The sequence below is a fragment of the Rhodococcus sp. NPDC047139 genome (genome assembly GCF_040643435.1).
Taxonomy (GTDB): Bacteria; Actinomycetota; Actinomycetes; order Mycobacteriales; family Mycobacteriaceae; genus Rhodococcus.
On sequence record NZ_JBEYUH010000013.1, the window covers coordinates 117,637 to 141,419 of the forward strand.

At 67.7% G+C, this 23,783-nt stretch carries 20 protein-coding genes and 1 pseudogene; 9 read left to right on the top strand and 12 right to left on the bottom strand.

Annotated elements, in window-relative coordinates; genetic code table 11:
- Nucleotides 1–94 precede the first annotated feature (94 nt).
- The 3 genes from ABZ789_RS17075 to ABZ789_RS17085 are packed head-to-tail and all read left to right on the top strand — an operon-like array spanning nucleotide 95 to nucleotide 2,646.
- Nucleotides 95–1,021, top strand: a complete 927-nt coding sequence (locus tag ABZ789_RS17075; RefSeq protein WP_358425841.1) for an AEC family transporter — start codon at nucleotides 95–97, stop codon at nucleotides 1,019–1,021.
- 32 nt (nucleotides 1,022–1,053) lie between these two features.
- Nucleotides 1,054–1,470 carry a hypothetical protein gene (locus ABZ789_RS17080; RefSeq protein ID WP_358425844.1) on the top strand — a complete coding sequence of 139 codons (417 nt, stop codon included), beginning with the start codon at nucleotides 1,054–1,056 and terminating at the stop codon, nucleotides 1,468–1,470.
- Between the two features lie 3 nt (nucleotides 1,471–1,473).
- A complete protein-coding gene (locus tag ABZ789_RS17085) occupies nucleotides 1,474–2,646 on the top strand; it encodes an MFS transporter (RefSeq protein ID WP_358425846.1) in 1,173 nt (390 codons plus the stop codon).
- A gap of 4 nt (nucleotides 2,647–2,650) precedes the next feature.
- Here the strand turns inward: ABZ789_RS17085 and ABZ789_RS17090 are convergent, their stop codons facing one another.
- Together ABZ789_RS17090 and ABZ789_RS17095 are read right to left on the bottom strand one after the other, a co-directional pair.
- On the bottom strand, nucleotides 2,651–4,588 hold the full coding sequence (locus ABZ789_RS17090; protein WP_358425849.1) for a VWA domain-containing protein: 1,938 nt from the start codon (nucleotides 4,586–4,588) through the stop codon (nucleotides 2,651–2,653).
- Nucleotides 4,585–5,973 (bottom strand): ATP-binding protein, encoded by a 1,389-nt coding sequence (locus tag ABZ789_RS17095; protein WP_358425852.1) that lies wholly within the window; start codon nucleotides 5,971–5,973, stop codon nucleotides 4,585–4,587. Before ABZ789_RS17095 ends, ABZ789_RS17090 begins: the two co-directional genes overlap by 4 nt.
- A gap of 128 nt (nucleotides 5,974–6,101) precedes the next feature.
- Here ABZ789_RS17095 and ABZ789_RS17100 point away from each other — a divergent pair, with 128 nt between their 5' ends.
- Nucleotides 6,102–7,067, top strand: coding sequence for an alpha/beta hydrolase (locus tag ABZ789_RS17100; protein ID WP_358425855.1), 966 nt, complete (start codon nucleotides 6,102–6,104; stop codon nucleotides 7,065–7,067).
- Here ABZ789_RS17100 and ABZ789_RS17105 read toward each other — a convergent pair.
- Together ABZ789_RS17105 and ABZ789_RS17110 are read right to left on the bottom strand one after the other, a co-directional pair.
- Entirely contained in the window at nucleotides 7,024–7,701 is a 678-nt protein-coding gene (locus ABZ789_RS17105) for a hypothetical protein (RefSeq protein WP_358425857.1), read from the bottom strand. The two genes, ABZ789_RS17100 and ABZ789_RS17105, sit on opposite strands and share 44 nt — an antisense overlap.
- A complete protein-coding gene (locus tag ABZ789_RS17110) occupies nucleotides 7,698–8,513 on the bottom strand; it encodes a MerR family transcriptional regulator (RefSeq protein ID WP_358425859.1) in 816 nt (271 codons plus the stop codon). The genes ABZ789_RS17105 and ABZ789_RS17110 overlap by 4 nt, the downstream gene beginning before the upstream one ends.
- A gap of 372 nt (nucleotides 8,514–8,885) precedes the next feature.
- Here ABZ789_RS17110 and ABZ789_RS17115 point away from each other — a divergent pair, with 372 nt between their 5' ends.
- Complete coding sequence (locus tag ABZ789_RS17115; protein ID WP_358425862.1) at nucleotides 8,886–9,125, top strand: hypothetical protein; 240 nt, start codon at nucleotides 8,886–8,888, stop codon at nucleotides 9,123–9,125.
- A 33-nt stretch (nucleotides 9,126–9,158) separates the two neighbouring features.
- Here ABZ789_RS17115 and purH read toward each other — a convergent pair whose 3' ends face one another.
- Genes purH through ABZ789_RS17135 form a run of 4 tightly spaced genes read right to left on the bottom strand, consistent with a single transcriptional unit; the run spans nucleotide 9,159 to nucleotide 14,141 of the window.
- Nucleotides 9,159–10,721: a bifunctional phosphoribosylaminoimidazolecarboxamide formyltransferase/IMP cyclohydrolase gene (gene purH / locus ABZ789_RS17120; protein WP_358425865.1), complete on the bottom strand. Its 1,563-nt coding sequence runs from the start codon at nucleotides 10,719–10,721 to the stop codon at nucleotides 9,159–9,161.
- The gene (gene purN, locus ABZ789_RS17125) at nucleotides 10,708–11,355 is read right to left on the bottom strand and encodes a phosphoribosylglycinamide formyltransferase (protein ID WP_358425903.1); all 648 of its coding nucleotides are present in this window, start codon (nucleotides 11,353–11,355) and stop codon (nucleotides 10,708–10,710) included. Before purN ends, purH begins: the two co-directional genes overlap by 14 nt.
- A gap of 55 nt (nucleotides 11,356–11,410) precedes the next feature.
- Nucleotides 11,411–13,063 (bottom strand): DUF6350 family protein, encoded by a 1,653-nt coding sequence (locus ABZ789_RS17130; protein ID WP_358425868.1) that lies wholly within the window; start codon nucleotides 13,061–13,063, stop codon nucleotides 11,411–11,413.
- Nucleotides 13,064–13,112: 49 nt separating this feature from the next.
- Nucleotides 13,113–14,141, bottom strand: coding sequence for a DUF5336 domain-containing protein (locus ABZ789_RS17135; RefSeq protein WP_358425871.1), 1,029 nt, complete (start codon nucleotides 14,139–14,141; stop codon nucleotides 13,113–13,115).
- Nucleotides 14,142–14,221: 80 nt separating this feature from the next.
- Between ABZ789_RS17135 and ABZ789_RS17140 the strand changes: the two genes are divergently transcribed.
- Nucleotides 14,222–14,845, top strand: coding sequence for a YigZ family protein (locus ABZ789_RS17140; protein WP_358425874.1), 624 nt, complete (start codon nucleotides 14,222–14,224; stop codon nucleotides 14,843–14,845).
- 64 nt (nucleotides 14,846–14,909) lie between these two features.
- Here ABZ789_RS17140 and sucD read toward each other — a convergent pair whose 3' ends face one another.
- Complete coding sequence (gene sucD, locus ABZ789_RS17145) at nucleotides 14,910–15,812, bottom strand: succinate--CoA ligase subunit alpha (RefSeq protein ID WP_358425877.1); 903 nt, start codon at nucleotides 15,810–15,812, stop codon at nucleotides 14,910–14,912.
- A gap of 16 nt (nucleotides 15,813–15,828) precedes the next feature.
- A complete protein-coding gene (gene sucC, locus ABZ789_RS17150; RefSeq protein WP_358425880.1) occupies nucleotides 15,829–16,998 on the bottom strand; it encodes an ADP-forming succinate--CoA ligase subunit beta in 1,170 nt (389 codons plus the stop codon).
- 439 nt (nucleotides 16,999–17,437) lie between these two features.
- Here sucC and ABZ789_RS17155 point away from each other — a divergent pair, with 439 nt between their 5' ends.
- Nucleotides 17,438–18,418, top strand: a complete 981-nt coding sequence (locus ABZ789_RS17155) for a M23 family metallopeptidase (RefSeq protein ID WP_358425883.1) — start codon at nucleotides 17,438–17,440, stop codon at nucleotides 18,416–18,418.
- 81 nt (nucleotides 18,419–18,499) lie between these two features.
- Here ABZ789_RS17155 and pcrA read toward each other — a convergent pair whose 3' ends face one another.
- Nucleotides 18,500–20,887 (bottom strand): DNA helicase PcrA, encoded by a 2,388-nt coding sequence (gene pcrA / locus ABZ789_RS17160; protein WP_358425886.1) that lies wholly within the window; start codon nucleotides 20,885–20,887, stop codon nucleotides 18,500–18,502.
- Between the two features lie 233 nt (nucleotides 20,888–21,120).
- On the opposite strand from pcrA, the gene ABZ789_RS17165 reads away from it, so the two are divergent.
- Nucleotides 21,121–21,423: a chorismate mutase gene (locus tag ABZ789_RS17165; RefSeq protein ID WP_358425889.1), complete on the top strand. Its 303-nt coding sequence runs from the start codon at nucleotides 21,121–21,123 to the stop codon at nucleotides 21,421–21,423.
- A gap of 13 nt (nucleotides 21,424–21,436) precedes the next feature.
- Here the strand turns inward: ABZ789_RS17165 and ABZ789_RS17170 are convergent, their stop codons facing one another.
- Entirely contained in the window at nucleotides 21,437–22,888 is a 1,452-nt protein-coding gene (locus tag ABZ789_RS17170) for an NAD-dependent succinate-semialdehyde dehydrogenase (protein ID WP_358425892.1), read from the bottom strand.
- A 102-nt stretch (nucleotides 22,889–22,990) separates the two neighbouring features.
- On the opposite strand from ABZ789_RS17170, the pseudogene ABZ789_RS17175 reads away from it, so the two are divergent.
- Nucleotides 22,991–23,783: pseudogene (locus ABZ789_RS17175) on the top strand (glucose-6-phosphate isomerase); the annotation flags it as partial.

The window sequence follows — 23,783 nt, forward strand, 5'->3', positions numbered from 1 at the left end:
GTTGTCGTCGAAAAATTCGGGGCCGATCGACAAGAACTGCACTCCGGCCGCCTGCCTCGGGAATTCATCCACGGGGTCCTTAGACTAGGCAACCGTGTCGGGTGTGATCGCGGGGTTCAGTGTCATCTTCGTGATCATCGCCATCGGCTTCATGCTGGGGCGTCTGGGCACCCTGGGGCACGAAGGACAAGCGGTGCTCAGCCGGCTCGTGTTCTTCGTCGCCACCCCTGCGCTGCTCTTCGACGTGCTCGCGACGTCCGAACTGTCGGTCATCTTCTCGCCCAATCTCTACATCGCGGCGGCCACCGCCTTCGCCGTCGCGATCGTGTACTTCGTCGTCGCCAAGCTGTGGCTGCGACGCGCGGTACCCGAGGCGACCATCGGGGCGCTGTGCGCGGGATACGTCAACTCCGCGAACCTCGGCATCCCGATCGCGGTGTTCGTGCTCGGGGACGCCTCGATCGTTGCGCCGCTGTTGCTGTTCCAGATCGTCGTGCTCTCCCCCATCGCGCTGACGATGCTCGACCTGTCGACGATGCGGGCGGGGGTCTCGCGCCTCGACACACTGCTCGCGCCGTTCAAGAACCCGATCGTCGTGGCCGCCGCAGCCGGACTCGCCATCGCGGTCAGCGGATGGACGCCGCCGGCGGCGCTGATGCAACCGTTCCACCTGCTCGGCGGCGCGTCGGTGCCCGGGGCGCTGCTCGCTTTCGGGCTGTCGCTCCAGGGCGTCCGGGTCCTCCAGAAGGGGACGAGCCCGCGCCGCGACGTCGCGCTCGCGTCGGTGTTGAAGATCTTCGTTCAGCCCGTGCTCGCCTACCTCATGGGCCGTTTCCTGTTCGGTCTCGAGGATCACGCACTGTTCGCAGTCGTCGTGGTGGCGGCGCTGCCGACCGCGCAGAACGTGTTCGTCTACGCCGGCGCCTACGGTCGGGGCGCGGTGCTCGCGCGCGACGCCGCGCTCGTCACGACGCTCGCGTCGATCCCCGCGATCGGTGTGGTCGCGGCCCTGCTGGCGTAACGGACCCACAGCACAGGCATAACGTAGAACCCATGGGTTCCATCGCAGGTGCACTTCGGACAGCGCTGGTCGTCACGACGTGTCTCCTGCTCGCGGCCTGCGAGCCGGGCGAACCCGACGTCCCGTCGCTGCCCGAGAGCCCTGCTCCGGTGGGTGCGACCGAGTTCTCGCCGCGACCGGACATCGTCGACATGCATCCGCTGACCGTCACCTCCTGGTCACCCGTGAGCGACGACCGGATCACCCTGCACTTCGAGACGGGTACCCCCGAGTGTTTCGGCGTGGACGCGAGCGTCACCGAAACGGACGAGACGGTGACGGTGACGCTGCTCGGCGGCACGCTTCCCGAGATGCAGGACCGCATGTGCATCATGGTCGCCGTCGCCGGGACGCTCGAGGTGCCCCTGCGGTCGCCGCTCGGCGACCGGGTGGTGACGGTCGGCGCCTGAGGTATGTCCCACCCTCCTCGTCACTGGCTGCTGTACCTGTGCCTGGCCACCGCTCTGCTGCACGCCGCGTTCCAGTCGATCCGCGTCCTGGTCTCCTATCGGATCCTCGCGCTCGGCGGTGATGCGGCGACGATCGGCGTCGTCACCGCCGTCTACGCCCTCGTGCCGCTGGTGGCCGCGGTGCGGCTCGGCCGGGCGGTCGACCGCGGGCATGCGACGGTGATCCTGCGGGCAGGAATCGTGGTCACCACCGCCGGGGCTGCGCTGATCGCGCTCAGTTCGGGATTGATAGTGCTCGCCGCCGGCAACATCGTGCTCGGACTCGGGCAACTGCTGGTCACGGTGTCCGGGCAGGCATTCGTGTCGATCCTGTCGCCGCCCGGCCGACTCGACCGCGGTTTCGCGGGCATCACGCTCGGGGTATCGGTCGGGCAGGCCGTGGGCGTGCCGGTGGCCGGTGCGATCGCCGCGACCACCGGCGACGGGAACGGCTCGGTCGACACCACGGGTGCGTTGCTGGTGATGACCGCAGTCTCGCTCGTCGCGCTGCCGCTGGTGCTGGGTCTGCGCGAACCACCCGGGTCGGGTCGCACAGCAGAGGACGGCGCACCACAGTCGGTCCGTTCGATGCTCGCCACGAAGGGAATGAAGGCGGCGATGCTGTCGAGTCTCGTCGTCCTCGCATCCGTCGACCTCGTCGTCGCCTACCTTCCGCTGCTCGGCGAACAGTTCGGCTTCGGCGTGCTCCTGGTATCGATCCTGCTGACCGCTCGTACTGTGGCCTCGATCGTCTCGCGCGCACTGTTGCCCTGGGCCCTGCGGCATATCTCTCGGAAGTGGCTCCTCGTCTCCGCGACCGCAGGAACGGTCATGCCGGTCGCGCTGATACCGCTGGTGCCCGACCCCTGGGTCATCGGCGCGCTGCTCGCCGTGTGCGGAACGTTCTGGGGTGTGGGTCAGCCACTGACGATGACGTGGGTGGTCGAACTCGTCGCACCGTCCGACCGCGCCTCGGCGCTGGCGGTGCGCTTGACCGGCAACCGTCTCGGCCAGGTCGCGGTGCCGCTGGCTGCCGGTGCCGTCGCGGGGGTCGCCGGCGTTGCATCGGTGTTCTGGGTCACCGCAGTGCTGCTGTCCGCCGCCGCCACCTCCACCTGGAAGTCCCTGACACGCTGAGGTGTCAGGATCGGCGCCGGGCGCGCATGTAGTCCGCGACCACCGCCGCGCCGAGACCGTCGACGTCCGGCGCGACCACCCGCCCTCCGGCGCGACGGGCGAGCACGTCGACGACCCGCGCGAGTCCGGGATCGCTGCCGAGCCGGAAGATCGTGACCTGGGCGCCGAGCCGTGCGACGTGGTCGAGCTCGCGTACCGTCAGCCCCAGCGTGCGGGCGCTCGGCGGATAGTCGAAGGCTGCGAAGCCGTCCGGTTCGAGATGTGCGGTGGGTTCACCGTCGGTGACGACGAAGACCACCGGCTGCGCGTTGGGATGGCGGCGCAGGTGCCTGCCCGCGAGCATCAGGGCGTGGTGCAGATTCGTGCCCTGCTCGTAGACCCCGTCGAGCCCGGCGAGTTCGGGCGCCGAAACCACGCGGGCATGCCTGCCGAACGCGATGAGCTGTAGCGCATCCCCACGGAACCGGGTCGACACGAGATGGTTGAGCGCGAGTGCCGTACGTTTCATCGGCACCCAGCGACCGTCCATCACCATCGAGAACGACGTATCCACCAGCAGAGCGACGGCTGCCTGCGTCCGCTGCTCGGTCTCGATCACCTCGACGTCCTGCACCGACATCCGCACGGGCAGGCCGGGGCTGCGCAGGGTCGCGTTCGTCAGGGTGCGCACGACATCCCACGGCTCGGTGTCGCCGAACTCCCATACCTTCGACGCACCCGTCGGTTCACCGAGCACGCCCGCCCGGCGTGATTCGCGTTGCCCGGTGCGGGAGGAGATGCGATTCACCACATCGCGCAGCGCCGCCTCGCCGAGCCGGCGCATCGCTTTCGGCGACAACCGCCACTGCCCGTCGGCACCCCGGTCGAAGAAGCCCTGCCGCTGCAGTTCCTTCTCGAGTTCGGCCAGCGTGCGCGCGTCGGCGGCGGCCTCGGGCCCGAGGTGGCGGGCGAGTGCGTCGAGGTCGATGTCGTCGAGGGACGCACCGGCGTACTGCTGAGACAACTGCTCGGCGAGCTGGTCGAGCTCCGACAGCTCCTGCAAGGCCGCCGTGGCCTCGCCGAGGCCCATGCCCTGTTCACCCCGCACCTGCTCCGAACCCGTCCAGTCCTCACCCGGCCGCGCCGCGCGCAGGTGGCCGTCGAGACGGTCGAGCTGATTCGTCAGGGTCGGGGATCCGAAGGCCTGCTGTGCGAGAGCGTCGAGTTCTTCGCGCTGTTCCGGGGTGAGCGAGTTGCGCAGCCGCTGGGCTGCCGCTGCCCGTTGAGCGAGGGAATCGAGCAGTTCCTCGACGTTCTGCGGGTTCTCCGGGAAGAACTCCCCGTGCTCGGCCATGAACTGCTCGAAGTCCTCGTCGGTGTCCTCGCCTCGCGCATGCTTGTCGAGCAGGTCGTTGAGGTCGTTGAGCATCTCGGTGATGCGCTCACGGTCGGCCTCGGTGGCGCCCTCGAGCGCCTGCTTCATTCCGGCGAAGCGCTGATCGAGCATCTCCCGGCCGAGCAGGTCGCGGATCTTCTCGTAGTCCTGTCGCGCCTGATTGCTGCGCCAGTCGTAGTCGGCGAGTTCCTGCACCGCCTGCGCCGTCGACGTCGGCAATTCCTCGATCCGCATCTCCGCGAACCGCGCATCGTCGTCGAGTGCTCGCGCGAGTTCCTTACGCTCCTCGAGCACCGCGCGGTCGAGCAGTTCGCGGACCTCGCGCAGCGTGCCGTCGAGGTTGGTGCGGTCGATCAGTTCGCGGCGGCGCCGATTGGCCTGCGCGGCGATCTTGTCCAGGCCGCGCATCTCGTCGTGACCACGGCGCAGCAACTCCCGCAGGGCGCGCTTCGGTGACGCGCCCGCCATGACGTCGTCGCCGATAGCAGCGAGAGCGTCGCGCAGGTCCACCGGCGGGGCGAGAGGATCGCCCCCGGCGTACGGACCGTAGCGGGCCGACCTGCTCATCGGGAGTACACCGCCGAACCGTCGTCGCCGGTGTCCTTGGCGATGCGCCGCGCCAGATACAGGCCTTCGAGAGCGAGTTCGACCGCCGCAGCACGAGTGCCGGTGTCGGTGGCACCGAGGCGTTCGGCGACGACGTCCAGAACCGGCAGTTCGGGGAGTTCGTCGAGCAGCACCTTCGCGGTGATGCGCTCACCGGTGACCACCGGATCACCCGCTTCCACAGCGGCGACCAGCGGCGCCAGGTCGACACCCGCCAGCCGCGATCGAGCGGTCTCGGCCGTGGCCCGCCGGAGCAGGTGATCGAGAATCTCGAATTCCCGTCCTTCCTCGCCCGATTCGAACTCCACCTTGCCGCGGAGCACCTCCACGACGGTGCCGAGGTCGACGGGGCGTGCGACGGGATCGTCCTCGCCGAGGACCGCACCGCGGTGCAGGGCGGAAGCCGAGACCGTCTCGGCGCCGGCGACCGCGAAACGCGCCGAGACGCCCGAACGCTGGTCGACGGACGTCGATTCTCGCAACAACCGCGTGAAGCGGGCCAGGATCTCGAAGAGATACTCCGGCACACGGGCCTGCAGGTGCGCTTCCTGCTCGATGACGGCGATCTCGTCCTCGAGTCGCGTCGGGTAGTGGGTGCGGATCTCCGCGCCGAAACGGTCCTTGAGCGGGGTGATGATGCGTCCGCGATTGGTGTAGTCCTCGGGGTTAGCGCTCGCTACGAGCAACACGTCCAGTGGAAGACGCAGTGTGTAACCGCGGACCTGGATGTCGCGTTCCTCCATGACGTTGAGCAACGACACCTGGATGCGTTCGGCGAGGTCGGGCAGTTCGTTGACAGCGACGATGCCGCGGTGTGCGCGGGGCACGAGACCGAAGTGGATCGTCTCCGGATCGCCGAGGCTGCGGCCTTCGGCGACCTTCACGGGGTCGACGTCGCCGACCAGGTCGGCCACCGACGTGTCGGGGGTTGCGAGTTTCTCGGCATACCGCTCGCTGCGATGGCGCCATGCGATGGGCAGGTCGTCGCCGAGTTCGGCTGCGCGTCGCACCGACGCCGGCGTGATGGGTTCGTAGGGATGCTCGCCGAGTTCCGAACCTGCGATGACCGGGGTCCATTCGTCGAGCAACAACGGCAGGGTGCGCAGCAATCGGGTCTTGCCCTGTCCGCGTTCGCCGAGCAGAACCACGTCGTGACCGGCGATGAGCGCGCGTTCGAGTTGGGGTACGACGGTCTCCTCGAATCCGAGGATTCCGGGCCAGGGATCGGCCCCGTCGCGCAGCGCGGCGAGAAGGTTGTGTCGGATCTCGTCCTTGACGGACTTGTGCACGTGACCGGAGGCGCGGAGCTCTCCGAGAGTGGACGGGCGCGATGTGGGTGACGTCACCTCACCCAAGGTACGACCGAACCGCAGTTTCGGCACCTGCATTCCCCGCACCGTCCCCACCGTCGACGGGAGGCACACCCGGCTCCCTCGATACCTGCCGGTCCGGCGCCTTCTGATAGACACATGGCATGTCGGACTCCGAGATCACCTTTTCCAGCGGCGACGTCACCCTGCACGGCAGCCTGCGGGTACCCGTCTCCATGAGGGGTCCGGTACCCGGGGTGCTGCTGCTCGCCGGTAGCGGCCCCACCGACCGCAACGGCAACAGTGCTTTGCTGCCGGGGCAGATCGGCACGCTGCGACACCTCGCCGACGTGCTCGAACGCAAGGGCTTCGCGAGCCTGCGCTACGACAAGCTCGGCAGCGGTGTGACCGGTCTCGGTCCGTACAGCGTCGAGGACGTCGCAGATCTCGGCTTCTCCACCTTCATCGACGCCGCCGCGGATGCCCTCGCGTTCCTCGGCGCCCAGCGCGGCGTCGACGCGCAGCGCCTCTACGTCGTCGGTCACAGCGAGGGCGCGCTCATCGCACTGTCACTCGCCCAGGACAACGACTCGATCCGCGGGCTCGGTCTGCTCGAACCGCTCGCCGTGCGGTTGCTCGACCTGCTCACCGCGCAGATCGATGCGCAGCTCGACGCCGTGGTCGCCGCGGGGCAGCTCCCGATCCAGATCGCCGACGAGCTGCGGGTCGCGCTCACCGGCGCGGTCGAGTCGCTCCGGTCCGACGGCACGCTCAGCGACAATCTGCCCGAGCCGCTGCGCAATGCCGGGCTCGTGCCGACGAACGCGAAGGCCCTCGCGGAGGAGGATGCTCTGGATCCGCGGATGCTCGCCGCACAGGTCGCCGGCGACCTGGCTGTGCTCTCCAGCGTCTCCACCAAGGACATCCAGGTGCGGGTCGAGGACGTCGATGCACTCGACGCGGCCCTGGTCCACACCCGCCTGACGACGCTGCGCATGTCACACACCAACCACGTGCTCAAGGACATCGGTGACCAGCAGTCGACGGGCGCCGACTACATCGCGGATCTGCCCTTCTCGGAGGAGTTCACCTCCGGTTTCGAGGCGTGGCTCGACGAGCTGAAGGGCTGAGCCCCGAAGGGCCCTGAGCGGGGGCGGCGAGAACCGCCCGGGCGGCCGACGGATCGTCGACGTGGAGCGCGAGCCTGCGCACGACCATGGGCCGGCGACGATGCTCGAACAGCGCGGGTGGGAGGACCTCGATCGGCCGATCGAGCACGATGTCGATCTCGGTGCCGTCGGGGCCGGGTAAATGAAGCACATCATCGACCACGCCGCCTTCTGTGGGCTGGAATCGCTTCCGTGGCACGCACTGCCGCAGGTCGCCGCGAGCGATCTGTGCGACGATCCGGAAACCGTCGCGGATGACGACGGTGTCTCGCGTGACCAGATGCGGATGCACGATGCGGTCCGCGATCCAGCCCGCCAGGAGAAGCACGGAGTAGAGCGAAACCGACAGGAGCGTCCACCTCAGCCACGGCCACGGCACCAGCAGATGAACGACGCCCATCTCGACCAGCGAGGCCACGGCGAACGCGATCGGCACGGCCGTCGTGCCACGCGTGTACCCGATCGTCTCGACACCGGGTCCCGCTCCCACCCTGCGTCGGGTGGCCCAGCACCACAGTGCCCGGAGAGTGCGCCCGTTCGCACGCATCAGCGTGACGGGGATCCGGCCGACGAGGCGGACCGCGCGGGCGTTCATCGAGGACTCGGAGTGGCGAGCCTGCGGAGAATCTCCCGCGCCGCGGCCTGCTGGGCAGGATCGGGCAGTACCTCGGCGACCGCGTCGCGATTCGGCTCGACCACCGGCGCGGCTTCGACGGCCCAGGCTTCGAGCGTGTCGATCAGGCCCGGAACAGCGCGGAAGAGGGCGACCATGTCGTCGACGACGGCTGTGATCTCGTCCGCGGCATCACGCGGGTCGCGGCCGGCGAGACCACCGAACCGGCGATAGGCGGCCACGACCTCGTGTCTGCGCCGTGGCTCCTCCAGGAGTGTGTGCAGCGCATCGAAGAATGTCGCGGGCGCCTGTCCGGTCAGCGCGAGCATTTCGCAACCGTCGCGTTCGGTCTCGAACAACGCCCGGACGCGGGGATCGTGCTCGCCGTCGATGAGTTCGTCGAATGCGTCGGCGATCGGCTTGGGCAGGGGCGAGAGCGGCTCACCGTTACGGTGACGGCGAAGCATCTCCGCCAGAGAATTGCGTTTGACCTGCAGTGTCCGGATCTCGGCATCGGCCGCAGCCAGCAGGGACTCGAGGTCCGCGGTCAGATCCGACTCCGACTCGGCGTCCGGTGGGCCGGTTCGTCCGCCGAGCACCGTGGCCACCGAGCCGAGGGGGACACCCGACCGGGCGAGCCAGCGAATGCGGAGCAGCCGAACGAGATCCGCGACGGTGTAGACACGATACCCAGCTGGTGTCCGAGCCGGCTCCGGCATGAGGCCGAGCCGATGGTAGTGCCGAACGGCACGAACCGTGGTTTCCGCAGCGTGGGCGAGTTCTCCGATTCTCATGCGTTCAGCATCGACCCTGACGCTACGTCAGGGTCAAGTCCCGACGTCTCGCGAGAAAACGGACGTGTCGTGAGAAATGTTTGTCTCGCCGCGGAAAACACAAATGTCCATTCCGCGTTGTTCGTGTATGGTGATCCGTTAACCCGCTGGTTCACACGAGAAAGGTACGGTCCGATGCGATACAAGCAGATGTACGTAGCCGGTTGCTCGGTACCGTTCTCGCACCTTTTCTTCCACGTCGCGGCGGAGCGATCCCGAGAATAGAAGTCACACGAAGACTCTTTCTCGGGCACTCGGGGCACATACGCCCCGGGTGCCCTTTCTCTATCCCCGACCGCACCCCACCACAGATCACTTCAACAGGAGAACACCATGAAACTACGAATCGAATCCGGCGGCACCGTGTCGACCGAACTGCCCGACGACCTCACCGGTCACGCGATCACGATCGATCTGAGCCGTGTGGGCGGCACCGACTGCGGCGCCGCCTCGGCCGACCTTATCCGCGAGCTGCTCGACCGCGGCGCGGCCAAGCTGGTCATCTCCGAAGGTCGCGGTCAGCGCACCGTCGAGCCCGCCGCACACGAAGGCACCCACGCGCACGCCGCCTGAGCGGTAGTGCGCGCGGGTGCCGCGCGTCATCGTCTAGTGCGCGAAATGCCGCGCACCGGTGAGGTAGAGGGTCACACCCGCCTCACGAGCGGCCTCGATGACCTCGTTGTCGCGCACCGAGCCACCCGGCTGCACGATCGCCTTCACGCCGGCCTCGGTCAGCACCTGCAGACCATCGGCGAACGGGAAGAAGGCGTCGGACGCGGCCACCGACCCGGCGACACGATCGCCCGCACGGGTCACGGCGAGTCGCGCCGAGTCGACGCGGTTGACTTGGCCCATACCGACACCGACGGTAGCGCCGGCCGAGGCCAGAAGGATCGCGTTGGATTTCACGGCACGGCATGCGCGCCAGGCGAATTCGAGATCGCGCAGCGTGGCCTCGTCCGCGGCCTCGCCGCACGCGAGCTGCCAGTGGGCGGTGGAGTCGCCTTCCGCGGTGAGCACGTCGCGCTCCTGCAGGAGCAGACCACCGGAGATCTGACGGATCTCGACCGGAGCCGACTTCGGCGAATCGGCGCGCAGGATGCGAATGTTCTTCTTGCGGGAGAGCACGTCGACGGCACCGTCGGCATACGACGGGGCGATGATCACCTCGGTGAAGATCTCGGCGACCTGCTCGGCCATCTCCACGCTCACCTCACGGTTCGCGGCGATAACCCCGCCGAAGGCCGAGACCGGATCGCACTCGTGCGCATTGCGGTGCGCCGTCGCGATGTCGTCGGCGATTGCGATACCGCACGGGTTGGCGTGCTTGATGATCGCGACACACGGTTCGCTGTGGTCGTGCGCGGCGCGCCAGGCGGCATCGGCGTCCTGATAGTTGTTGTAGGACATCTCCTTGCCGTGGAACTGCTCGGCCTGCGCGAGCCCGGGTTCACCGGACTCGTTCACGTACAGGGCCGCGGCCTGATGCGGATTCTCGCCGTAGCGAAGCACATTCGCGCGGGTCCAGGTAGCGCCGGTCCACGCCGGGAACTGTGACTCGTCGCCTTCGGGCTTCGCGTAATCGCTGTTCATCCAACTCGCCACCGCAACGTCGTAGGCGGCGGTGTGCTGGAACGCCTGTGCGGCAAGGCGCTTGCGCTGCTCGAGAGTGAACCCTCCGCTCTCGACGGCGGCGAGCACGTCCCCATAGGCCGCCGGGTCGACGACCACCGCGACGGACGGGTGGTTCTTCGCCGCCGCGCGCACCATGGACGGTCCGCCGATGTCGATCTGCTCGACGCACTCGTCGGGGCTCGCACCCGAGGCGACCGTCTGTGTGAACGGGTAGAGGTTCACGACGACGAGCTCGAACGCCTCGATGCCGAGATCGGCGATCTGGTCGAGGTGGTCCTGCTTGCGGGTGTCGGCGAGGATTCCGGCGTGCACGCGCGGGTGCAGGGTCTTCACCCGGCCTTCGAGGCACTCGGGGAAGCCGGTCAGTTCCTCGACCTTGGTCACCGGCACGCCTGCGTCGGCGATGGTCTTGGCCGTGGAGCCGGTCGAGACGAGCTCGACACCCGCCGCGTGGAGCCCTGTCGCCAGCTCCACCAGTCCGCTCTTGTCGTACACGCTGACCAGCGCGCGGCGCACAGTCTTACGTTCGGTCACCGGGGATCACGGCCTTTCGTCCATCGGAAACAACTCCACGGGTGGCGACGGCGGCGACCACCTCGGCCAGTAGCCGTCGCTCCACAACCTTGATGCGCTCGTGCAGGGTGTCCTCGTCGTCACCGTCGAGAACGGGTACCGCTTCCTGAGCGAGGATCGGCCCGGTGTCGACGCCCCCGTCGACGAGATGCACCGTCGAGCCGGTGACCTTGACGCCGTACGCCAGAGCGTCGGGGACGGCGTGCGCACCGGGAAACGAGGGCAGCAGCGCCGGATGCGTGTTGATGATGCGTCCTGCGAACCGCTCCAGGAAGGCCGGACCGAGGATCTTCATGAAGCCGGCTGACACGACCAGATCGGGTTCGTGGGCAGCGACCGCGTCGGTCAGTGCTCGATCCCATGCAGCGCGGTCCTCGAAATCGCGCAGAGCGACCCGGAACGAGGGGATCTGCTCGGCGGCCGCGTGTTCTTCCGCACGGCATTCGCGATCGACACCGACAGCAACGACGGCGGCCGGATAACCGTCGACCCGAGTGGCATCGAGCAGCGAACGCAGCAGGCTGCCCGTGCCCGAAGCGAGGACGACGAGCCGCGCCGGCGCGGAGGGCGGCAGCTGGTCACGCGAGGCAGTCAGGGTCCACTCCTGGGAGGTCGAGGTGGGTCGGCCGATCGACCGGCCGTAAGAGAGCCTAGTCGGCGCCCTTTTCGGCCTTACCCGCGACCTCCTCGTCCACCCCGTCCGCGGTCTTCCTGTGAGCCCTGTCCGCGGCCTTCTCGTCGGGTTCGTCCTCGATCTCGAGGACCTCTGCGTCGATGACTTCGTCGCCACTGCCGGTGTCACCCTTTACGTCGGCACCTCTGCCGGCATCGGCCTCATCGCTGCTGCCGCTCACATCGAGGTCGGCGGAAGCGCCGGTCTCGGCCTGTGCCTCCCAGGCGCCGGAGTCCTCGCTCTCGGCCCTCACGTCGTCCTTCGTCCCCTCCCCCGCAGGAGCCTCCAGCGCAAGAGTCTCGGGCTCAGGCATCTCGAGTGCAGCCTCGGCAGGACGGTCCGCCGGATCTGCACCCTCTACGGCGTCGTCCGAGTTCCCCTCGTCCGTGACTGCGTCGGCGCGCAGCGCGGCGGCGGCCAATCGTCCTTCCCGCCACATGAGCAGCTGAGCAGTGATGATGCCCAGCAACCCCGACCAGGCGAAGACGAGGATGCCGGCGAGCCACCAATTGGCCCCGACCAGGCCGAACACTCCGAGCGGACCCCCGGCAACCCAGGTCGCGATCCCCGCGACGAGACCTGCCCCCGCCGCGGCAGCGAGCACCGTCCACGCCGCATCGGCGCTGCCGACAGGTGCGCCGTCGGCCTGCGCCTGCAGAGTTTGCTGGGCGGCGAAGCGGCCGAGTAGCGCCGCGATCGTCGCCGGAACGGCCAGCAGCACCGGCCAGAAGACCTCGGCCGGACCCGACGGGATCGCCGCGAGCACCGGCAGCGCCGGAAGGTCGCCTCCCGTCGCCTCGAACAGGCTCAGATGAAGATCGCCGAAATGAACGGTGCTGCCTGCCAGGACGGCGGCAGCACCGATGATCACATTGGGCAGATACAGGATCGACATCACCGTCAGACCCAGCACGCCGGTCCAGTGGTCGCCGCGCGAGAGCAGCTCACCGACGACGTCCCACGACCACAGCAGTCCGGCGACCACCGCGACCCCACCGAGCGCGAACATCCCCAGCAGAACACGCAGCGCGGGGCGGAAGGCCAGCACGAGCCACTCGGGAACGGAGTAGTACCGCACCAGCGGTCTCCACACGTGGAACCCGATCCCGATGACACATGCGAGCAGGTAGATCCCGGTGACCCAGGCCAGTGCGGCAGCGGGGTTCGGAGGCGTCACCGGCAACACGCTCGCTGCGTCCTGCAGCACGATCAACGCAGCCGAGGTCACCAGCAGCGGACCCGCGAGCGTTGCGACAGTGATGCGCGAGACGTCCTGCCGATCGAGCGCGTATCCGCTGTTCTCGACGATCGCCTCGGCTGCGGATGCGCATCCGCGCGCCGCCTGCCACACCAGAATCACCGTGGGCAGCAGCGGAAGCACGCCGAGCGAGGTGTCGTCGATCGTGAGAGTCACCTGGTGCAGCGCGAGCCAGGCCCCTGCAACGGCGGCGTAGATGCCGGTGAGATCACTGTTGGCGACGACCATCGTCGTCACCACGATGGTCGCGACGACGGCGAGCGTCACCGCTGGAACGCGCGCCGCAGTGCCGATCAGGATGCGGAAGCGCTCCGGATCCGCGCGGTCGCCGGGTGGAACGTGCCGGGTGGACCGGCCGAGCGTCGATGTCATCGAATCGAGGGTGACATCGACACGTCCGCCGTGGTGTCAGGCGCGCCGATCACCGCTGGTCGTCCGGTGCGCGGAAGACCTGTGTGCTGTCCTCGTCACCGGCGGTGGACGTGCCGGTGCTCTCGTGGCCTTCGGTTCCGGCCGTATCGGTGTCGGCTTCGGTCCGCTCCTGCGCAGTGCCGGTGTGCGCGCCCTCGGTGTGCTCTGCCGAGTCCTGTGTCTCGGATGACTGCTGTACGGGATACTGCTGAGTCGGCTGGGCACCCGAGTACTGCTGACCGGCGTACTGCTGGCCGCCCGGATACTGCTGGGCCCCGCCGTACTGCTGACCGCCCGGATACTGCTGAGCACCGGGATACGGCTGACCGCCCGGATATTGCTGGGCACCGCCGTACTGCTGGGCACCGCCGTACTGCTGACCGCCCGGATACGGCTGGGCACCGCTGAACTGCTGTCCCCCGGAGTACTCACCGCTCGACGCCTGCTGGCCCGGAGACCCTCCGAGCCGCGACTGCCCACCTTCTGCCCCCGATTGCTGGGTGCCGTAACCCGGAGGCGGTCCGTAGCCCTGCGGTTGACCGGACCCCGGGACGCCTCCGAATCCCTGGTATTGACCGGCACCCTGCGGAAAGCCGTAGCCGCCGCGCTTATCCGACCGGCCGGAGACGAGGATGCCGAGACCGAACAGCAACCCCAGGAGCGCCAGCGCGAACTGCAGGAAGCCGAGGACGAGGATCGTCACACCGCCCCATGCGATTCCGGTGTCCTCGGGCAGGTGGAACAGCTGGAACAAGGACGTGAGGAAGCCGACGCCCGTCGCCGCGACGGTCACGGCACGCAGGTCCTGGCCCGGAAGCAGCGACAACGCGGCGCTCACGCCACCGAAGAGCAGAAACGCCAGTGGCACCACCGCGAAGCCGAAATCGAACGAGGACAGCGCCACCTGTGAGCCGAAGGTGATGGTCACGAACGGGGTGAGGCCGAGCAGGAAGTTCACGGCACCGAGCACGGCAACCGCGAGGGGCAGCAGTAGCGGCACCACCTTGCTCTGGCCAGATGTGCCTGCGGGGAAGGTCATCGATTCTCCTGCCGTCGGTCCGTCTGTCGGTCACTGTCCTGCAGTCAACAGCCTAGGGAGTACCCGAGAGAATGGGGGCCATGCCGCACACTCTCGCTCCGGGTCCCGATGTCGTGGTCGAGACGGAAGTCAAGCACTCGCGCTTCCTCGCGGCCGTTCGTCGTATCGACACAGCCGACGCCGCACTCGCTTTCGTCGGCGAACAACGCCGACTGTATCCCGATGCCCGGCACCATTGCTGGGCGTTCGTGGTGGGAGATGCTCCCTCGACTCGTGCAGAGCGGTCGAGCGATGACGGTGAACCCGGCGGCACTGCCGGAATCCCCATGTTGCAGGTCCTGCACCATCGGGATCTCGTGAACGTCGCGGTGGTGGTGACCCGGTGGTTCGGCGGTATCAAACTCGGTGCGGGCGGGCTGGTGCGCGCGTACTCGGGTGCGGTCGCCACAGCGCTGGACGACGCGACCCTCGTCGAGCGCACGCAGCAGGAGAAGTTCACCCTCGCCATCGACCACGCGGAGGCAGGCCGTGTGGAAGCGGAACTCCGGGGAAGGGGGGTCGCGGTGCTCGACGTCGCCTATGCGGACAGGGTGGTCTTCACTGTCGCGGGGCGAGAGCGCGGCGAGCTCGAGGGATGGGTGGCGTCACTGACGTCCGGTGCGGGCGAACTCGAACCCGCGGGCGTCGACTGGATCGACACCTGAAACGCCCGTGCGCGCTTCCGGTAGCCGTAGCTACCCGAAACGCGCACGGGCGGTGAAGTTGTCGTCAGAGCGACTTCAGGATCTCGCGAGCGAGTGCGGCGGTCTCGGACGGCGTCTTGCCGACCTTGACACCGGCCGCTTCCAGAGCGTCCTTCTTCGCCTGGGCCGTGCCCGAGGAGCCCGAGACGATGGCGCCGGCATGGCCCATGGTCTTGCCCTCGGGAGCGGTGAAGCCCGCGACGTAGCCGACGACCGGCTTGGTCACGTGAGCCTTGATGTAGTCGGCCGCACGCTCCTCGGCGTCGCCGCCGATCTCGCCGATCATGACGATGACCTTGGTCTCCGGGTCCTTCTCGAACGCCTCGATGGCGTCGATGTGGGTGGTGCCGATGACCGGGTCGCCGCCGATGCCGATGGCGGTCGAGAAGCCGTACTCGCGCAGCTCGTACATCATCTGGTAGGTCAGGGTGCCCGACTTGGACACGAGGCCGACCGGGCCCTTGCCGGCGATGTTTGCCGGCGTGATGCCGACGAGCGCCTCACCCGGGGTGATGATGCCGGGGCAGTTGGGGCCGATGATGCGGGTCTTGTTGCCCTTCTCGACGTTGTAGGCCCACGCGTACGCGCTGTCCTGCACCGGGATGCCCTCGGTGATGACGACGAGCAGCGGGATCTCCGCATCGATGGCCTCGACGATGGCGTCCTTCGAGAAGGCCGGGGGAACGAACGCGATCGAGACGTCCGCTCCGGTCTCCTTCATGGCCTCGGCGACGGAACCGAAGACGGGCAGCTCGACCGGGTTGCCGTCCTTGTCGGTGTGCGAAACCGTGGTGCCGGCCTTGCGTGCGTTCACGCCGCCGACGACCTGGGTACCGGCCTTGAGCATGAGCGCGGTGTGCTTCGTGCCCTCGCCACCGGTGATGCCCTGGACGATGACCTTGGAATCCTTGGTAAGGAAGATTGCCATTGTTCTGTGTGTCCCTTTACTTCGCTGCGAAGGCGAGTTCGGCAGCCTTGTCGGCAGCCTCGTCCATGGTGGCGACGACCGTGACCAGCGGGTGGTTGGCCTCGGCGAGGATGCGGCGGCCCTCGTCGACGTTGTTTCCGTCGAGACGGACGACCAGCGGCTTGTTGGCCTCGTCGCCGAGGATCTCGAGAGCCTTGACGATGCCGTTCGCAACCGCGTCGCAGGCGGTGATTCCACCGAAGACGTTGACGAACACGCTCTTGACCTGCGCGTCGTTCAGAATGACGTCGAGACCGGCGGCCATGACGGCCGCGGAGGCGCCGCCGCCGATGTCGAGGAAGTTGGCGGGCTTGACGCCGCCGTGCTTCTCACCCGCGTAGGCGACGACGTCGAGGGTCGACATGACCAGACCGGCGCCGTTACCGATGATGCCGACCTCGCCGTCGAGCTTGACGTAGTTGAGGTCGTTCTCCTTGGCCTTGAGCTCGAGGGGATCCGTAGCGTCCTTGTCCTCGAACTCGGCGTGGCCGGGCTGACGGAAGTCGGCGTTGGCGTCCAGGGTGACCTTGCCGTCGAGGGCGAGGATCTGGTCGTCCGGCGTACGGACGAGGGGGTTGACCTCCACGAGGAGAGCGTCTTCCTTGACGAAGACCTCCCACAGCTTCTGGATGGTCACGGCAGCGGCGTCGAGAACCTCGGCGGGAAGGTGGCCCTTCTCGGCGATCTCACGTGCGAAAGCGAGGTCGACACCCTTGACGGCGTCGACGGCGATCTTGGCGAGACGCTCCGGCTTGGTGGCGGCGACCTCTTCGATCTCCATGCCACCCTCGACCGAGCACATGGCCAGGTAGGTGCGGTTGGTGCGGTCGAGCAGGAAGGAGATGTAGTACTCCTCCGCGATGTCGCTCGCCTCGGCGACCAGGAGCTTCTTGACGATGTGACCCTTGATGTCGAGGCCGAGGATGTTCTCGGCGTGGGTCTGTGCGTCATCGGCGGTGGCGGCGTACTTCACGCCACCGGCCTTGCCGCGGCCACCGACCTTGACCTGCGCCTTGACCATCACCGGCTTGCCGATTTCCTCCGCGATCTCGCGGGCACCGGCGACAGTGTCGGTAACACGGCCGGCCGACGTCGGCACGTCATGCTTGGCGAAGAGTTCCTTCGCCTGGTATTCGAAGAGATCCATCTGCTCACCGTCTCGTCTGCGTTCACGCCCGCTCCGGGGTATCGAGCGGGTCGTTTTCGGACTCTAGTTACTCGGCCGGGCCGCGGATCACGCGTGGTAGTCCCATGTGTCACAGGTCACGCGCACGTCGGTCCGGGAACGACTTCGCAGTTCCCCTCCCGCGCACGAGCGGGGAGGAGCACCCGGTTCAGAATGACAGGTCGCCGCATACCCCCTCACACCGGCATCCCGCTGCGAGGGGTGCGCAACGAGTCCGTGACATCTCGGAAAATGATGTTTGACGGCCCGCGCTCTGGGCGATGTCCCAATTTGCCCCGGTTTGCACTGTGATGCCGCTCACATAACGTCCTTCGGGCGAACTACGGCTTGCCACCTCCGCGATCGCTTCGTTACCGTCGCCTGGTCGAAGTAACGATGAGGTCACGAACGGAGAATGGCGATGCGCTCAGGCAGTCCGAGTGCCGACAGCCGAACCCGCCGTCCCGACTCGGCCCCAGACGACTGGAATCCCTGGGAAGCGGCCACCATGGACTTCCGCAACACCGGCCCGGGCCTCGAACCGACCTATTACTCCGACTCCTTCGGTCGCGCCGCGCGTGACAATCGCTCTCCCGAAGATCACTCCGACGATGTAGACGCTCCCGCTCCGCGCGGTGGAGCCCATCGATTGCCCACTCCCCCCACCGCCCTCAAGGGCCGCGCTGCAGTCTTCGCAGTCGCCGCCGGCGCCGTCGTCGCAGCAGGCCAGGCCGCCGCCAACGGAGGCCCGGGCCAGAACGCCGAACACTCCGAAGTCGCCCTCGCCGCAGGTGAAGCCGATTCATCCGTCATCACCGCCACCGCAGTGCCCCAGGCCGCACAGTTCGCACCGAGCGCCGACACCGACGCCGAACCGTCGCAGGCTCCGCAGGTGCTCAACATCGCCGACCCGAACGACCTGTCGCAGTTCTCGAATCTTCTGGCCAAGGGCCAACGCTTCAGTGAGGAACGCGCCGCTCGTGAGGCCGCGGCACGCCGCCCCCTGTTCGCCCTCCCGGCCATCGGCTCGTTCACTTCGCATTACGGTGCCCGCTGGGGAACGCTCCATGCCGGTATCGATATCGCCGGCCCGATCGGCACCCCCATCTACGCGGTGGCCGACGGCGAAGTGATCGACTCCGGCCCGGCCTCCGGATTCGGCATGTGGATCCGGCTCCTCCACGACGACGGCACCGTCACCGTGTACGGACACATCGATCAGTCCCTGGTCAGCGTGGGACAGCGGGTCATGGCCGGCGACCAGATCGCCACCATGGGTAATCGGGGCTTCTCCACCGGACCCCACCTGCACTTCGAGGTGCACCTCAACGGCGTCGACAAGATCGACCCGGTCCCGTGGCTCGCCACGCGCGGTATCGCGCTCGGTATGCAACGCCACTGAGCCCCGAGCCACCGGGGCTGTCCGGGATGGGCAGCACGACCGGTGCGCCGCGTCCGCTAGCGCATCACGCGCAGCACTGCATCACAGCTTGACCATCGGCACGCCGCCGACCAGCATCAGGCGCACCTTCCCCGCACTGCCGAAATCGATCACAACGGTGGCGGTGGGGCCCGACCCGCGGGTTTCGAGCACCGTTCCCAGACCGTACTTGTCGTGACTGACCCGGTCGCCGACGGCGAGCACCAGGTGATTGTTGCGTCCGCGGGCAGCACCGAAACCGGCCGAACCGGAGCCCGATTCGCCCCGTCGCCCCTCTCCCGCACCGAAGCGCGAGCCCGTTCCGGAACCGATGGCGTGCCCGCGCGCGGGCGCAGGCTCGAGACGCTGCCAGTCGATCAGATGCTGCGGAATCTCCTGCAAGAAACGGGATTCCGGATTCGTGAGCGGCTGCCCCCAGGACGAACGCAGAACAGCCCGCGTGAGGTAGAGGCGACGCCGGGCACGAGTGATCCCCACATACGCAAGTCGCCGTTCCTCGGACAATTCCGCCGGATCGCCGAGTGCGCGCATGTGCGGGAACTGGCCGTCCTCCCAACCGGTGACGAACACGACCGGGAACTCGAGGCCCTTCGCCGTGTGCAAGGTCATCAGGGTGACAACACCCGAGTCGTTCTCGGGAATCTGGTCGGCGTCGGCGACCAGCGAAACCTTCTCGAGGAACGCCGCGAGCGAACCCGGTTCGGGATCGCCCTCCTCGCGTTCGTCCTCGACGATCCCGGCGGCGTTACGTACGTCGGCACTGAATTCTCTTGCCACACTGACGAGTTCGTGAAGGTTGTCGAGTCGGGTACCGTCCTGGGGGTCGTCGCTCGCCGACAACTCGGCGCGGTATCCGGTGCGCTCGAGGATGGCCTCGACCACATCGCCGATATCCGCCATGTCGTTGCCGTCGGCGTCGTTCGCGACGAGCATCGCCCGCAGTTCGTCCATCATCTCGACGAAACCGGCGATCGCCTTCTGCGCCCGGGTGTTCAGGAGCGCGACCTTACCTGCGGCAGCATCGACGAGGGCCTGCCCGAAACTCACGCCGAGCCGCTCCGCATGGACCGCCACGCACGCTTCGGCGCGATCGCCGATACCCCGTCGAGGGGTGTTGAGGATGCGCCGCAGGCTCACCGTGTCGTCCGGATTGTCGAGCACCTTCAGGTACGCGACGATGTCGCGGACCTCCTTGCGCTCGTAGAAGCGCACACCACCGACGACCTTGTAGGGCACACCGTCCCGGATGAAGACGTCCTCGAACGCACGGGAGGCGTTGTTGGTCCGGTAGAACACCGCGATATCGGAATAGGTCGTGTCGCCGGCGTCGACGAGACGGTCGATCGCGGCCGCGACGAACCGAGCCTCGTCGTGCTCGTTGTCGGCGACGTAACCGGTGATGAGTTCGCCCTCGCCCGAATCGGTCCACAGCCGCTTCTCCCGCCGGCCCGTGTTCCGGGAGATGACGGAGTTCGCCGCCGACAGGATGTTCTGAGTGGAGCGGTAGTTCTGTTCGAGCAGAATCGTCCGCGCCTGCGGATAGTCGCGCTCGAACTCCTCGATGTTGCGGATCGTGGCGCCACGGAAGGCGTAGATCGACTGGTCGGCGTCGCCCACCACACACAGCTCGCTCGGAGGAACCGCAGCTTCCTCCTCCTGATCGCCCACGAGGGTGCGCACGAGCACGTACTGCGCGTGGTTGGTGTCCTGGTACTCGTCGACCAGGACGTGACGGAAACGACGCCGGTAGTACTCGGCCACCTGCGGGTGCGCCTGCAGGAGCGCCACCGTCTCGCCGATGAGGTCGTCGAAGTCGAAGGCGTTGGCCGTTCGCAGCCGCTGCTGATAGTGCGCGTAGACCCGCGCCACGACGCGAGTGAGTTCTGTCGCGGCCGCATCGTTCTCCGCGTCGTGCGCGGCCTCCTCCGGCCCGATCAACTCGTTCTTGAGGTTCGAGATCTGGGTGGACAGCAACCGGGCGGAATACTTCTTGGTGTCGAGTTCGAGATCCTTCGCGATCATCGTGAGCAGACGACGGGAGTCGTCGGCGTCGTAGATCGTGAAATTCGAGTTCATCCCCGTGAGCAGGCCCGCCTGTGCGCGGAGTATCCGTACACAGCTCGAGTGGAAGGTCGACACCCACATCGCATTCGCCCGCGGCCCCACCAGCGCGGCCACCCTCTCGCGCATCTCGGCCGCGGCCTTGTTGGTGAACGTGATGGCCAGTATCTGGCCGGGTGCGACGCCGCGCTCGGCCAGCAGATAGGCGATGCGGCGCGTGAGGACCGCCGTCTTGCCCGAGCCGGCGCCCGCAACGATCAACAGCGGGGCCCCTTCGTGCGTGACCGCCTCCCGCTGCTGCGGATTGAGCCCCTCGAGAAGAGCATCGGATCCGGGGTGGGAGTTTGCGAGCGCGACGGGAGTGTTCATCGTTTCACCAAACTACCGGACCGTCCGGACATGGGATCCCGCCTCCGGCCCGATCAGGGTGAGTGGCAGCGCCGACCTGGTAAGTGGCAAACTGGACACCATGTCATCTGTCCTTCGCAGGCTCGGATCGAGTTCCGGTTGTCACTGTCGTTTTCCGACCGTCGACCTCACCCGATACCGCTGACAGCCGCTCCAGACGGGCGAATATTCAGAAACAGATGCGAGGAGACGACATGAGCACGCCCATCGATGCTTCCATTTCCGGCGAGCCCGCCGACGCAGCCGTGCCGACCGAAGCCGAGATCGAGGAACTCCGCAAGGAGATCGACCGTCTCGACGCCGAGATCCTCGCTGCGGTCAAGCGGCGCACCGAAGTGTCCCGCATGATCGGACGCACCCGGATGGCCTCCGGCGGTACCCGTCTCGTGCACAGCCGCGAGATGAAGGTTCTCGAGCGGTTCAGCGAGCTGGGCCAGGAAGGCCACACCCTGGCGATGCTCCTGCTTCGCCTCGGGCGTGGCCGTCTGGGTCACTGACTCCGCGCTCCTGTCACTGCAGGGCGATGTACTTGGTCTCGAGGAATTCCTCGATACCTTCGGTGCCGCCCTCGCGCCCCAGGCCCGAATCCTTGATGCCGCCGAACGGTGCCGCGACGTCGGAGACGACGCCGCGGTTGACACCGACGATGCCGGATTCGAGTGCATGCGACACGCGCAGGGCCCGGTCGAGGTCGCGCGTGAAGATATAGGCGGCCAGACCGTATCGGGTGTCGTTCGCCGCAGCGACCGCTTCCTCCTCGGTGTCGAAGCCGGTGACCGCGGCAACCGGTCCGAATACCTCCTCCTTCAGGATTCGGGCCTGGTGCGGCACGTCGTCGAGCACGGTGGCGGGATAGAACCATCCCGGGCCGTCGAGGGCCTCTCCGCCGAGACGCACTTCGGCGCCCGCCGACACCGCGTCCTGCACGAGTTCGATCACGGTCTTCTGCTGGTTCTCGTTGACGAGGGGGCCGAGAGTCGCGTCCGGTTCGGTTCCCGGACCGAGCTTGTACGACGCCATGCGCTCGGTGAGCTTGGCGACGAACTCCTCGCGCACCGAGTTGGCGACGTGGAAGCGGTTCGCCGCCGTGCATGCCTCTCCCCCGTTGCGGAGCTTGGCCGCCACCGCACCTTCGACCGCAGCGTCGAGATCGGCATCCTCGAAGACGATGAAGGGGGCGTTGCCGCCGAGTTCGAGAGAGGTTCGCAGCAGCGACCGGCCGGCCTTCTCGGCGAGTGTGCGTCCGACCTCGGTCGAGCCGGTGAACGTGAGTTTGCGTAGCCGCGGGTCCTCGAGGAGTGGACCGGTCACCTCGCCGGCGTGCGAGGAGGGCAGTACGGACAGAACCCCGGTGGGCAGCCCCGCTTCTTCGAAGAGCCGGGCGAGCAACAGGATCGTCAACGGTGTCTCGGAGGCGGGTTTGACGATGATCGTGCAACCTGCGGCGAGAGCCGGCCCGATCTTGCGGGTGCCCATCGCGAGCGGGAAGTTCCACGGTGTGATGGCCAGGCAGGGACCGACCGGCTGTTTGGTCACGAGGACGCGGCCGGTTCCGGCCGGTGCCGGCGTATAGCGACCGGAGATGCGGACCGCTTCCTCGGAGAACCATCGCAGGAACTCGGCGCCGTAGGTCACCTCGGACCGGCTCTCGGGCAGCGCCTTGCCCATCTCGAGTGTCATCAGCATCGCGAAGTCCTCGGCGCGGTCGGTGATCTTCTGCCAAACCGCCCGCAGGATCTCGGCGCGTTCGCGCGGTGGGGTCGCCGCCCATTGCGGACCGGCGGCTACTGCCGCGTCGAGGGCACGCATCGCGTCGCCCGGCCCGGCATCGGCGACCCGCGCGAGTTCGTCACCGGTCGCGGGGTCGTGGACTCCGAATGTGGCTCCGTTCTCGGCCGCAACCCATTCACCGCCGAGGAACAGGTCGGTGGGGACGGACCGAATCAGTTCTGCAGCATCCATGTGCCCTATCATGCGCGCCACAGCCGGGTTCTGCCGGAAACCCGATGATCCCTGCCGTCACAAACCGGGCAGGCCGCGTCGGGGCGCACTACTGTCGATCCCATGAGCGACGTAACCGAAACGGCACCGTGGGAGGCTCTGGAGGGCCATCGTGATCGGCTCGGTTCGGTGTCGTTGCGGGAGTTGTTCGGTTCCGAACCCGATCGTGTCGCGGAGTTGACGGTGGCGGCCGGGGATCTGGTCGTCGATCTCAGCAAGCAGCGTGTGGACGGCGCGGTGGTGCGGTCGCTGCTGGAGTTGGCGGAGCAGGCGGGTGTGGCTGCGGTTCGGGAGTCGATGTTCTCGGGTGAGCACATCAACGTGACCGAGGATCGGGCGGTGCTGCACACCGCGTTGCGCCTGCCGCGTGAGGCGACACTGGTGGTCGACGGGGTCGATGTGGTCGCCGAGGTCCACGCCGTGCTCGATCGGATGGGTGAGTTCACCGACCGGATCCGCAGCGGCGACTGGCGCGGTGCCACCGGCCGGCCGATCGCCACGGTGGTCAACATCGGCATCGGCGGTTCGGATCTGGGTCCGGCGATGGTCACCGCGGCGCTGCGCCGCTTCCACGACGGCCCGGCCACCCGGTTCGTCTCCAACGTCGACCCGGCCGATCTGACCGCCGCGTTGACCGGGCTGGATCCGGCGACCACCTTGTTCATCGTGGCGTCGAAGACCTTCTCCACGGTCGAGACGTTGTCCAATGCCACCGCCGCCCGCCGCTGGCTCGTCGACGCCTTGGGGGACGAGGCGGTGGCGAAACATTTCGTCGCGGTCTCGACGCACACCGAGCGGGTGGTCGAGTTCGGCATCGATCCGGCGAACATGTTCGAGTTCTGGGACTGGGTGGGCG